The organism is Acinetobacter sp. NIOH-H-8 (assembly GCF_046635365.1).
Classification (GTDB): domain Bacteria; phylum Pseudomonadota; class Gammaproteobacteria; order Pseudomonadales; family Moraxellaceae; genus Acinetobacter.
The window spans coordinates 23844-36656 of record NZ_JBHDVN010000025.1; the positions used below are offsets into that span (position 1 = coordinate 23844).

The 12813-nt window shown below is 38.8% G+C and carries 11 protein-coding genes, 1 tRNA gene and 1 pseudogene; 8 read left to right on the plus strand and 5 right to left on the minus strand.

All coding sequences use genetic code 11. The features are described from left to right. Positions 1 to 4: 4 nt before the first annotated feature. On the minus strand, positions 5 to 1207 hold the full coding sequence (locus ACEWB7_RS10795; RefSeq protein ID WP_312318619.1) for an SfnB family sulfur acquisition oxidoreductase: 1203 nt from the start codon (positions 1205 to 1207) through the stop codon (positions 5 to 7). A 381-nt stretch (positions 1208 to 1588) separates the two neighbouring features. Here ACEWB7_RS10795 and ACEWB7_RS10800 point away from each other — a divergent pair, with 381 nt between their 5' ends. Then, complete coding sequence (locus tag ACEWB7_RS10800) at positions 1589 to 2353, plus strand: glutathione S-transferase family protein (protein WP_312310048.1); 765 nt, start codon at positions 1589 to 1591, stop codon at positions 2351 to 2353. Positions 2354 to 3162: 809 nt separating this feature from the next. Here the strand turns inward: ACEWB7_RS10800 and ACEWB7_RS10805 are convergent. Then, positions 3163 to 4443, minus strand: a pseudogene (locus ACEWB7_RS10805) (hypothetical protein); the annotation flags it as partial. A gap of 362 nt (positions 4444 to 4805) precedes the next feature. Between ACEWB7_RS10805 and ACEWB7_RS10810 the strand changes: the two are divergent. Next, positions 4806 to 5276, plus strand: a complete 471-nt coding sequence (locus ACEWB7_RS10810) for an Lrp/AsnC family transcriptional regulator (protein WP_004784091.1) — start codon at positions 4806 to 4808, stop codon at positions 5274 to 5276. 66 nt (positions 5277 to 5342) lie between these two features. Here ACEWB7_RS10810 and ACEWB7_RS10815 read toward each other — a convergent pair whose 3' ends face one another. Next, positions 5343 to 6092, minus strand: coding sequence for a YebC/PmpR family DNA-binding transcriptional regulator (locus ACEWB7_RS10815; protein WP_004784089.1), 750 nt, complete (start codon positions 6090 to 6092; stop codon positions 5343 to 5345). Positions 6093 to 6334: 242 nt separating this feature from the next. Further along, entirely contained in the window at positions 6335 to 6889 is a 555-nt protein-coding gene (locus ACEWB7_RS10820) for a 1-acyl-sn-glycerol-3-phosphate acyltransferase (RefSeq protein ID WP_180002176.1), read from the minus strand. A 798-nt stretch (positions 6890 to 7687) separates the two neighbouring features. Between ACEWB7_RS10820 and ACEWB7_RS10825 the strand changes: the two genes are divergently transcribed. The 4 genes from ACEWB7_RS10825 (at position 7688) to ACEWB7_RS10840 (ending at position 10464) form a co-directional block, all read left to right on the plus strand. Beyond that, positions 7688 to 7764, plus strand: a tRNA-Ile gene (locus ACEWB7_RS10825). Between the two features lie 191 nt (positions 7765 to 7955). Continuing rightward, a complete protein-coding gene (locus ACEWB7_RS10830; protein ID WP_411580750.1) occupies positions 7956 to 9191 on the plus strand; it encodes a tyrosine-type recombinase/integrase in 1236 nt (411 codons plus the stop codon). A 526-nt stretch (positions 9192 to 9717) separates the two neighbouring features. After that, positions 9718 to 9960 (plus strand): tellurium resistance protein TerC, encoded by a 243-nt coding sequence (locus ACEWB7_RS10835; RefSeq protein WP_411580751.1) that lies wholly within the window; start codon positions 9718 to 9720, stop codon positions 9958 to 9960. Positions 9961 to 9972: 12 nt separating this feature from the next. Next, a complete protein-coding gene (locus ACEWB7_RS10840; RefSeq protein ID WP_180011644.1) occupies positions 9973 to 10464 on the plus strand; it encodes a hypothetical protein in 492 nt (163 codons plus the stop codon). 110 nt (positions 10465 to 10574) lie between these two features. Here the strand turns inward: ACEWB7_RS10840 and ACEWB7_RS10845 are convergent, their stop codons facing one another. Further along, complete coding sequence (locus tag ACEWB7_RS10845) at positions 10575 to 11900, minus strand: ISNCY family transposase (RefSeq protein ID WP_109292241.1); 1326 nt, start codon at positions 11898 to 11900, stop codon at positions 10575 to 10577. Between the two features lie 294 nt (positions 11901 to 12194). On the opposite strand from ACEWB7_RS10845, the gene ACEWB7_RS10850 reads away from it, so the two are divergent. Together ACEWB7_RS10850 and ACEWB7_RS10855 are read left to right on the plus strand one after the other, a co-directional pair. Continuing rightward, the gene (locus tag ACEWB7_RS10850; RefSeq protein ID WP_180012530.1) at positions 12195 to 12419 is read left to right on the plus strand and encodes a hypothetical protein; all 225 of its coding nucleotides are present in this window, start codon (positions 12195 to 12197) and stop codon (positions 12417 to 12419) included. A gap of 230 nt (positions 12420 to 12649) precedes the next feature. After that, the coding region (locus ACEWB7_RS10855) for an IS1 family transposase (RefSeq protein ID WP_411580753.1) at positions 12650 to 12813 on the plus strand (164 nt) is incomplete at its 3' end.

A 12813-nucleotide genomic window follows, 5' to 3' on the forward strand; every position in this document is an offset into this window, starting at 1 on the left:
ATCCTTAAATCCAGGCGTGGCGGGCAGGGAGTTTATGATTTAGGTAATAATCCCCAAGTGCATGCAGCTTCCAGCGGATCGGGTCATGCAAGGTATGCACACGGGCATTACGCCAATGCTGATCCAGATTGTGCTGACTGAGGCTGGAGCGACTTCCACCCAATTCCAGTAATTTTTCCGAGATATGTAGCGCAGCATCGTTGGCATAGACCTTGGCTTCAACCACTAGAATTGAGGCTTTGGCTGCCTGCTCATCAGTCACAGATTCCAGCTGATCCAGTTCATCCAGATATTCAGCGGCTTCATCCAGCAGTAAAATCGCGGCATCGAGCAGCACAGAAGATTTGCCAACTTCCTGCAGGGTATAATGTTCTAAGCTGGCTTTTTCGACTTGAGCATCGACAATTGGACGTGCTTTTTGTACGGCAGTCAGCGTATCGGCAAAAGCAGCTTCGGCAATGCCGACATCAATCGCGACCTGCATCAATTGGGAATAGGCACCGCGGTAGCTTGGTTGATTTCCTAACAGACGCTCATCAAAAATCAATAGCGGATCAACTTCGACATGCTGAAGTTTGACGGTACCACTCGAAGTCGTGCGTTGACCAAAGCCATTCCAATTGTCGATCACTTCCACACCTTCAGCATTGCGGTCGACAATGGTTAGTACTACATGGCCTTCTGGATGAATCGCTTTAATCGCTAACCAGTGCGCGAAGCTACTACCAGTTGAATAGAATTTCTCGCCATCCACAAAATAGCGGCCATTTTCAAATGTTAAAGTGGTGGCAAGCGTCTTGGTATCTTTGGTATTGCGCTCTGGACCGCCATTCGCCAGACGCTTACCTTTTAGAATTTCGTTATAAATAAACTGTTTTTGTTCTTCTGTGCCCATGATCTCGATCATGTTGAGTAATGCGATCTGGTTCTGCGGAATTTGCCCGACACTTGAGTCAGCCTTATTAATAATCCGGAATACATGAGCCAGGGTTTTATTGGCAACAAATGCACCGCCGTACTGTTTCGGAATACGCATGCCGCCCAGGCCTTTCTGGCTGAACAGGTCAATCTCAGCAAAAGGTAATAGACGTTGCTGATCACGCTGATTACGGCCTTCCAGGGCAAAGTCTGCAACCTGATAAGCAGCATTAATCGCGTCGAGATCATTTTCGATGATATGAACTTTTTCAGAAGTTAAACGAGACATAATGACATCCTAAATCGATGCCAAAACGTTACAGCGAAAGCTTTATGTAATTAAGCAATTGCTTTTGCAAAGCTTATAAAAAAAGCTCTTTAAGATAAAAACTGCTAGATTCTTATAAATTTGGAATATAGTAACTGATTAAAATTAAATAGATTTTGAATAATTTCTTAATTTTAATAGATGTTTTTAAAGCAGTGCATATCTGCTTTATAGATAATCAAGACAAAAAAATGTATAAAAATACTCATCGCCGTGTTGAATAAGCAACATCTTTATTTTGAATAAAAAGTTCATTGTATTTCCAGTCTGGGGTGACTAAAGTATCCGACTAAATTAGATGGTTTTAATGCGATCTAACCTAAAAACAAGCATGGAGAATTTATGCGCATCTTATACCAGTTTCCACTTTCTCATTTTTGTGAAAAGGCACGCTGGATGCTGGATTACAAAGAGCTGGAATATGTTGCGCAAAATCTGATGCCGGGTGCCCATCGTGCCTTTGCCCGCCTGAAAACTGGACAAAACCGTCTACCGATTCTGCGTGATCGGGAACAGTGGATTGCGGACTCGACCAAAATCGCTCTATATCTGGATGAGCAATATCCTGAACACCGTCTGCTACCTGCAGAAGCAAGCTTGCGTCAGCAGGCACTAGATATTGATGAAATCACCCAGGAATTAGGCCGCCATGTGCGTCGCTGGATGCTGGCTCAGGCTTTATCGCATGACCATGAATCGATGGATATTCTGATTGGAGAAAAAGGCTATCTGCGCCAGTTTGAAAAATTCTCCAAGCCATTGCTAAAAACCATTTTGACCAAGGGTTATGCCTTGACTGAAGAAACACTGGAACAGTCCAAACAATTTATCAAGGATTCGGCTGAGCAGCTTAACCAGATCCGTACGGAAAAAGAAGGAGCTTATCTGGTCGGTTCACGTTTCTCTCTTGCCGATATTGCGGTTTGTTCTATTTTGGCACCTTTACTGGCGATTCCTGGAACGCCGTGGGAGCGAGAAAGCTTTGAATCAATGTCGGATGAATACCGTGAATATCAAAGCTATCTAGCTGAATTGCCATTGGGGCAATACATCAAGAATATCTACCACAGTGAACGCAATGCCCGTGTTGATTGGCGTGGTGTATAAAATTTTAAAAGTAAAAAAACGCGCATAAAGCGCATTTTTTTATGAGATTAGAATTAACCCCAAGGGCTGGTTTGATCAATCTCACTTGGTTTACTGAAGCCACTGAGCAGTGAGCTAAAGTCAAACTTCGGCAGGGAACTACCACTTGAGATATTGGTAATGGTTTCTTTAATGGTTGGGATGATTTCAGTAATACTGATATTCGTAGCTGTATCAATATTACTAATGCCGGAAATCAATTCGCTAAGATCAGGCAGTTGTAGGGATGAGTTGTTACCGACTAAATTGCCAAGACTATCGGTGAATGCATCCAAACCTAAACCGTCTAAGCTTGGCACGCCAGAACCGAGTGACCCGAGCAGGTCGCCAATTTCAGGAAATTGAACACCATCCAGAAGATCCGAGAATTGACCTTCGCTATCAATCAGCGCAAGCACAGGTTTTAGTGCGGTAATCACATTGTTGAGGTCGCTGGATAAGGTGAGCAGTGATGGGTTATTCACAAAATCCAGCACCACTTGTACGCCATTCAGGACATCGTAAAGCGTATTCACGATTTCTGCCTGATCAGCGCCAAGAACGTCACTATTCGCTAATAGATTCAACAGTGGACTGATGCCTTTTAGTACATCCGCGATGGTATCTGGCACATTACCTGAACCTGCAGAACTGATTGCAGATACCAATGTAGTCACACTACCAACCACTGTTGGTAAAACTTGGGTAAGTTGATTCATATCAATGGATGAATTACCTGTATCAATCGATGCAAGCAGTGGCATCAGGCTTTGCGTTACAGTTTGCGCAATGGTGCCCGTATCGATATTGCCTGAATTGCTGATTAGACCACTGAGCAAATTGGTAATAGCACCGATATCAAGGTCACTGCTTGCATTGCTCATTAGGTTACTGGCTAACAGATTGACTGAACTGGTATCTAAACTACCTGTTGAGCCACCGATCAATCCGCTGACTAGGTCAACAATTGCACCGATGTCGAGATCACTAGCGGTATTGCCACTGATAAGACCAACGACTAGGTTGGCAATTTTACCAATATCAACATCGCCAAGTCCGCCAGAACCACCAATTAAACCACTAACCAGTTCAGCAATTTGTGCGATATCAATATTGCTACCTTGAATCAAGCCACCGACTAGGCCAGTAATTGCACCAATATCAATACCATTAAGTCCACTAGAGCCACCGATTAAGCCGCCAAGCAGTTCAGTAATTTGTGCGATATCAATATCGCCATTACCACCAATAAGATTGCTAACTAGGCCAGCGATTGAACCTATATCAATACCATTAAGTCCCCTAGAGCCACCGATTAAGCCGCCAAGCAGTTCAGTAATTTGTGCGATATCAATATCGCCACCTTGAATCAAGCCGCCAACTAGACCTGCAATCGCTCCGATATCAACATCACCCAGACCACCAGTACCGCCAATTAAGCCACCGACTAGTTGAGCGATTTGTGCGATATCAATGTCACCGCCTTGGATCAGATTACCAACCAAGCCTGAAATTACTCCGATATCCACACTACCTAGTCCGCCAGAGCTACCGATCAGGCCACTCAGCAGTTGAGTGATTTGGGTAAGATCAAGGTCGCCACCTTGCAGCAGGTTGCCAGCCAGTTCAGCAATTTTACTAAGATCTAGATTACCAGTACTGCCACCCATCAATCCGCTGACCAATTTGATAACTGCATTTAAATCCAAGGTTGATGTATTACCACCCATTAAACTGCCAAGCAGATTGCTGATTGAACCTATGTCAAAACTGCCACCATTGGCTTTCGTTAACTGGCTAATTAAACTATTGATATCAAGTTTAGAAGCATTTGTGCCTGTAAATTGGCTAATTAAGTCAGTGAGGGAACTGGAAGTTAAACTTTTGCCAGAAAGCAGGCTGTTTAAGAGAGAATCCAGGGAGGGCGTTGAGGGGGTAGAACCTGTAATAGAACTAATAATGCCAGTAAGACTGCCACCCAATAAACCGCCAAGTAAACTCGTATTTTGTGTATCTGTCGTGAGCACTGGACTGAGTTTAGTTTTAATTGAACTAAGAATACTAAAAGCCATAACCGTTCCTTGCGAATTTTTATCTTGTTATGTTTGTTGTGTGTTTTAGATAAACCGCTCAATTCTTATTCAATTTCTATACAAGTGTAAATCTAAGTTGGATTAATCATGCTTTGAAAATAGGATTATCAGGGTAATGGTTTTTATTCATAAATAGTTTAGTGATAAATAAGAATGATTTATTTAAAAGGGACGTTTATCGAAAATTTTTTTTATACGACGAATGACTATAAACATGGCTTAAAACTGGCTATTAAGATATGTCTGGCATTTTTTTTCAAATAACTGGTAATTTACGAAAAAAATCACAATACTAAGAGTTAAATGATGATGTATTTAAATAAAATGGCAAGAGATTAGAGATGGAATTAGATCGTTTTGATAAGCACATTCTTGAAATTTTGACCCATGAAGATGTCAATCTGAATGAACTTTCTGAGAGAGTAAATTTATCTGTGAGTTCAGTACATCGCAGGATCAAGCATTTAATCGATCATAATATTATCAGTGGCTTGAAGCGCGAGATTAATTATCAAAAATTGGGTTTTAGCCTGCATGTGCTGTTGCAGGTTTCCTTAAGCAAGCATGATAGCGATACTTTTGCCAAATTTTTAGAAGAATTAGAAAATATTCCGGAAGTCATTAACGCTTTCCTGGTGACAGGACAGTCTGCGGATTTTATTGTCGAAGTTGTGGCACGTGATATGGAAAATTATAGTCAGATTCTATTAAGCCGAATCGGCAAGATCGAGCATGTCGTAGCGTTACATTCCAGCTTCGTGATTAAGGAATATAATGTCTTTAACTGTAGTGGTCTTTTAAATAAGGTTTAAAAGACCAGGCATTTTTTAACGCATATAAAAAACGCACCCAAAGGTGCGTTTTGATCTCATAGAAGATTAGGCATCGAGTTGCGCTAAAACTTCATCAGAGAATTCAACGTTGGTATAAACGTTTTGAACATCGTCTAGGTCTTCAAGCATATCAATCATTTTCATGATTTTTTTCGCTTGGTCGATATCTGTGATTTCAGCTTTTGTAGACGGGCTCATCACCACTTCAGCATTATCAGACTTTAAACCTGCAGCAGCTAAAGCATCTTGTACTGTACCGAAGCTTTCTGGCGTAGTGATGACCAGAATTTCATCTTCATCCACTTCGATGTCTTCAGCACCCGCTTCAAGCGCCACTTCCATGATTTGGTCTTCTAAAGACACATCTTCAAAAGTAATCTCGCCACGTTTAGTGAACAGGAAGGATACTGAACCGTTGGTACCGAGGTTACCATCAGTTTTAGTGAAGCAGTGACGTACATCAGGAACCGTACGGTTCAGGTTATCTGTCATGGTTTCAACAATAACCGCAACGCCGCCTACGCCATAACCTTCATAGGTTACTTCTTTCAGATCGTCGTTATCTTCACCACCGGCACCACGCTGAATCGCGCGATTGATCACATCACGTGTCATGTTTACAGATAATGCTTTTTCTACAACAGCACGTAGACGAGGATTACTACCCGCATCAGCGCCACCGAGTTTGGCAGCAGTTGTTAATTCACGAATGTATTTGGTAAACAACTTACCACGACTGGCATCTTGTTTTGCTTTACGATGCTTAATATTGGCCCACTTGGAATGACCCGCCATGCGAAATATGCTCCTTGTAGATTGGCTGTATGCCTATCGAATTGCGCCGATTCTACCATAAGCTCTTTTTTTGAAAAAAGAGTCTGGATTTGAGATTTAATGATAATGCCAAAAAAATAAGCAATAAAATAGAAAGGCAAAGCAATAAATGTAAATAAAAACTTAAAAAAATGTTTGCTGAGAAAATACCTAAATAAGAAAGGGCGGGAGAAACATTATTCTCACGCCCTTTTATGGAATATTTATTCCGGAATAATAATATCCAGACCAACATTTTCTTTATAGAGCTGCTTGATTAAAGCCAGATCATGTGCAAGATCAGTAGGATAAATTTTGCCAAAAATCCCGCCTTGCTTGGTTTTGGAATTGGCATACATAAGCACAATTGGCACATTGGCAGCTTTGGCAATATGCCAGAAACCGGTACGGATCGGTTTACGCGCTTCACCATTTTTAGCACGGGTGGCTTCAGGTGCGATCACCAGATTGAATTTTTCATTATTCTGAAAATGTTCAACCATTATGCTAACAATATCCTTATTCGCCTTACGGTCGACCGCGATACCACCCATGGCTTCCAGAATTGGTTTCATTGGGCCTTTGAATAGTTCTTTCTTGATCAGGGTATGAATTTTGATGTCATACATCTTAAAGAGTGCCAAAGATAGAACTGCATCCATCATGGATGTATGTTCAAATCCGACAATGACCTGTTTATCTTCGAGTACATCGGGTTCGACATGATATTGCCAACCGGCAAGTTTAAATGCAGATTCGCCAATAAATTTGTTTAGCATAAATAGAAAGAAATAAGAGCTAACGGTATGAACTGCATAATTTCTTCCTGTTCTTATTCACAGTCAATAGGCATTAATTAAAATTCATTAATAATATGAAAAATCTAAGAGCAAAAAAGTACATTAAATAATTTTTTAAGACCTGAAAGATATAAATAAATACCCAATAATCCTTGGTATATATCATCTTATATAAAATAAGTCTTAAAATGATGAAAAAATGACTATCCAGCACAAATTTTAGTTATTAGACTTTTATCGAAGAAAAGAAGAAATTGTGTCTTTTCTATTTTCTGGTCATTTTCTCTCTGAGATTGAAACCTATGACGTATATTACAGCTTTCATGTTCTCAATGCTTCTGTTAGCACTGGTTATTGTATGGTCTTTAATCGAAATCTATATGGATTTGCGTAAAGACGAGAAATTGGAATCGGAATTTTAGTCTTTATAAATTTTTAAAGAATATCTTCTGTGATTATATTTCTATACATAATAGTTGGTATTTTTATTGATTATGGTTGTATTGAGACGTAAAAGCGATCAATTTATTGATTTGATATTCGAATAATTAGTGTAACTCTCTTTATTTTAGATAGAAAATATAGATGTCATATGAGGCTTTTGCTAGCTCAAATTAGACTGAAGTCTTAAATCCTAAACAGAACAGTTATTAAAGAGAAAAAATGGTTGCTGGCTAAGTGTGCAAGCAGCAAGAAAAGTACTTGTTTTTTGATCTAATCTTGGCTAGTATTCAATGCGCCTGAACTAGTTGAAATATAACAAATTCAGTCTATATAGGGCCTATAGCTCAGTTGGTTAGAGCAGCGGACTCATAATCCGTTGGTCGACAGTTCAAGTCTGTCTGGGCCCACCATATTTTATATTTATATAGCTTTATATAAGATCTAAACCCTTAATTCTAAAAGAGTTAAGGGTTTTTTATTGCTTTGTTTAACTTCATATAACTTCATATGGGAACGCGCTCTGTGTATCCTTGTTTGTATCCAGTTTTCAAATTATAACTCAGGGATACACAGTCGAAAAATTGAGGTTAAACCTGCAGTTATGCAAAAAGTCAAAGATGCTCTAGATACCTTTTCTGAAGAAAAAGGTCAGCAAAAAGTACGGCGCAAAAAAAGTCCAGAAGACCGTTTCAAAAATTTAAAACCACGCGATAAAGAATACAGGGAGCCTACAGAGATAGCAGGTTTATATTGTCGTGTTCAGCCGAATGGGAAAAAGTCTTGGCAGTATCGTTATAAGAATGCGAAAGGCAAGTGGGCATGGGTTGGCTTAGGTAGCTATCCGAAAATTGGATATTTACAAGCTCGTGAAAAAGCTGAAGGAATGTCAAATGGAGATATTGAAGTAAAAACACAGGCCGAGCTTAATCAAATTAAAGTAGAGGAGGAGCAGGCTCTATTTTCACATCTTATCTATGAATGGTTAGAAAGGAAAAAACTGAAATGGAAACCGGAGACTTATAAAAAAGAAAGACAGTCAATCGAAAAACACATTATCCCAGTTTTCGGTCATCGTCCATACAACACAATTACTTCCAAAGAATGGTTTAATTTTTTTACTCAAAAGCAATTAAATGAACATATTTTTAATCGAGTTGAAAAATTAATTTCGTATTGTTCAGGTGCTTATAAGCTAGCAAAATTTAAGAAAGATATTTTATATAATCCATTAGAGGGGATAGGAGAACATATAGATAAACTTGCTTCAAAGAGTATGAAACATGTTCAAATTTATGAGTTGCCGGAAATGGTGTCGTTAATTAGAACCTATTCTTCTCGCCCGATCGCAATAGGGCTGGAGCTTTTGATTCATATGTTTCCCAGACCTGGAGAGTTGAGGAATGCTCGTTGGGAACAATTCAATTTTGATGAAGCAGTATGGATACGACCTGCTAGTATAATGAAAAGAAATATTGAGCACGGTATTCCGCTTTCAAAGCAAGTTATTGAACTTTTGAAGGAGTTAAAGGAGATCTCTACTGAAAGTGACTACTTATTTCCGAGTCGGGATAATATTAATAAGCCAATCTCGAATCTGACATTTAATGTAGCTTTAAATAGGTTAGGTTATAAAGGACGGCAAAATCCACATGGATTTAGACATATAGCATCCACTAATCTAAATAAACATTTTAGCGATAAATCTCAAGTGATAGAGTCGGCTTTATCTCATTTGAAAGGTGGTGTGAAGGGTGCATACGATAAAGGGGCTCATCTGGAAGAGCGCTATGAACTTATGCAATGGTGGAGTGACTATATAAAATCTCTTTTAAAATAAATAATTTAAGAAAATGCCATCATTTAGATGGCATTTTTTTGAGTTTTATACGGAACAAATTTCTAAAAAAGCTTTTTTTTGGTAATTTGAATCCAATTCAATACTTTATATGTTAGTAAATGGATCATTCATAGAAAGTAAATTGAACCTATTTACCTTGTTATTAGAATTTCAGAGATTCTAATTATGAATAAAACAGTAAATCACACCCAAAGCTTTCAGACTACTCAGAAAGATAGTGCTTCACCAGTAATGTTTAGCCAGCTAATAGATAAGTATTTAGCGAAAAAGAAAGATCTATAGCAGCCATCTACGTATGCTAAAGTAAACAAGCTATTAACAAGCATTTAATACCAGTTTTTGGAAACAGACCTATTATCTCAATTATTTCAAAAGAGTGGTTTGAGTTTTTTAGTGCTAAACAAGTCAATGAGCAAATATATAATCAGGAAAATAAGCACATAAATAATGTATAAACACACTATTTGTGTGCTATATTGCTAATGACAAGGGTAGGAGTAACTGTATGACTTACACAGAGCTTCAAATTACATTGCTAGAAATGGGCTTATCAATTAAAGATCTTGCAACGTTACTTGGCATGAATCCAAATTCCATTACTAATTATAAAAGTACTGGCATTATTCCCCTGAATTTAGCAATTACAATAAATCTGATAACTCATTTAAAGAAAGCAGAGCTGTTTCCTGAAGAAATCATCAATGAAGTAAAAAGAAGACATGCGAACAACCTCATTGAAAACAATTAAAGGTAATAAACTATGCGTACAGATCTACTTTTAGAGTTAGCTGATTTCTTGGAGAATTTGGATCCTAATAGATTTGATATTCGTACTTGGAGAAGACCATCTAAGAACTCTGTTGGCTTCGTGAGTGATGAACAATTACTCACTGACTGTAAGACAGTTGCTTGTGCTATTGGATGGGCAGTGACTTTGCCAAAGTGGAAAGATGCTGGATTCTATATGGATACTTTAGACATCACAAAAGAGCATCTTAATAGCCCATTAAGTACGCCATACACTATGGCTATTGTGAAATGGGATGGTAACTCAGATATCGATTCTTATGATGCCTTACAAGCAGGGTTAAATCTTCCAATTGGTATGGCTGAGGTTCTTTTTGATTACAACAACTATGCTGATGAAGAATATACCCATGCTAGTACTGTTGCTGAACGAATCCGTGAATTTTGCAGTACACCATCCGAAGAACTTATTGATTTGGTTGTTTCATATACTGATACTGAGTAAATTTAGCAGGTATAAAAATTAAAAAATTCAATAAAAATGGAGCCTTATGCTCCATTTTTAATGTTATTCCAAAGTAGAAATGTCCTACCTAATAACCAAATAGAAATGTCCTATATGGACATTTCCAAGTCAAGCACAGGATTTAGATTTCGCTGTTGAATTGCTGTTTTCTGTGCACGTCTGCTTGGCATCTTTTGAGAACGATTGCGTTTGTTTTGCTGTTTCAGTTCTTCATGCTGTTGTTGGATATGATTCAGAACAGCACCCAACCGTTTATTCTCAACAATCTCTCGCTGATTCAGCTGACTTAATTTATCGAAGAGGCTGTAATTGATCTTTCGGCTATTATGCATGATGGCTACAGTACCATCCGGGTATTCCAGGAACTCAAGATACTTACCGATCAACCTTTGATTTTCTTCGGTGTTTTCCAGGAGATATACGCATTTATCATAAGTAATCGTCAGGCTATTCGTGACTCTGCGGGGTTCACGCCAAGTAAAAATATCATCTAACTCTTCGGCTGTTTCAGTGATAGGCCGATGTAGATTCTTAGGATTAAAAGCCATCTTGGCGAACTTCTGATTGAACTGCTCAATGAAGCAGGGTAGCCAGACATTAGCTTGCTCAATCGAACAGATGCCTTTCAGGCGCATCTCCTTGATCAGACGGTCTTGAAGGGTTCTGTTGGCCCGTTCCACACGGCCTTTGGCCTGCGGTGAATTAGCGAAGATGATATCGATATTCAGGGTGCTGAGTACACGTCCAAACTGGGTAATCTTGGTGTCTTTCTTGCTGCTTTGATTCACTCTAAAGACTGAATGTTTGTCGCTGTAAAACGCTAAAGGCTTACCGTGCTGTTCGACATATAAGCGTGTTGAAATCATATAGTCAAAGGTTGATTCTGACTCACAGAAGCGTAAATGCTGCAATTTTCCTGTAGCATCATCGATAAACACCAGCAGACAGCATTTAGCAGCGCGTCCTTCAAACCAGTCATGGTGTGAGCCATCAATTTGGATCAGTTCACCATAACAGTCCCGGTTGTAACGAGGCTGATACGGGCGTTTCAAGCGCTTAGATCGAGGCATCCATAAGTCAGCTGCAATCATCCAGGAACGCAGGGTTTCTACTGAAAGATCGAATCCATGTACGGTGGTGAGCTTTTCATGCGCTAAAGTGGGTCCGAAACCATGGAGTTGGTCAGAAACAATATTGAGGCACTTGAGTCTGAGTTCTTCAGGAAGTTTAGAATTGCTGATTTGGCCACGACCGGCATGGGCTAATGCAGCTGGACCTTGGGCTTTGTATTTCTGCAGTAAGCGTCTGATCTGACGTTCTGAAATATGAAGTAGCTGAGCAGCCTGGGATTGAGTTATGCGTTGATCGCAGATTTCCTGCAAGACCGACAATCGTTTAAGTTCTTTATCCGACATAGATACCAACATATCAAACCGTCCGCTAAGGAAATTGCAAAAGTGCATATTCTAAAAGCGGACATTTTTACTTTGGAGAAACCGGACATTTCTATTTTGGAGTTACATTTAAAATGCGTATAACGTGTATTATGTTAATTTTAAACAAATTTAAGAATTATTTATAAATTACATTTATACATTTCATTTGAAATCAAGAAGCCCTCCAACAGACTGAAACATATTAATATTCATGACTTACCTGATCTGATTGCCTGTATAAGAGACTATTCACAGCAATCAGCTGCTATTGCTTTGGAATTATTTATTCATCTCTTTCCAAGACCAATAGATTTAAGAACTGCAAAATGGGTTCAGTTTGATTTTGAAAATGATATTTGGACAAATGTAGTACATGTGGTTCCTTTATCTACACATGTAAAACAACTATTAAGTGAATTAAAGGAGCTATCAGGTAGTGGCAGTGAATATTTGTTTCCTAGTAATAAAAACATTTACAAATCAATGTCTGATGGCTAATTCAAGTTAGCCTTGAATAACTTGGGATATAAAGGACGATAAACCCTATTTGGTTTCAGTTATTTGGCGGCTATGCATTTATATGAACGGTTTAGTGATAGAGTTTTTTATAATCGCCGCTGCTTTAGGTCATGTTACAGATAGAGTCCGGTCTGCTCATTTTAGAAATACGGTGGTGTATCAAAAAGTATGCTAAAAAAAAGCAGGTTGAATTTTGATAAAATAGAGAAATGCAAATAACTCTAGGAATCAAATGTCCAACCTGCTTCAGTGACAGTATAAAGAAAAATGGCATCAAAGTAGATGGGAAACAAAACTACCAATGCAAAGACTGCAAACGTCAGTTTATTGGTGACCATGCTCTGAGCTATCTAGGATGTAATTCTGGCATTAC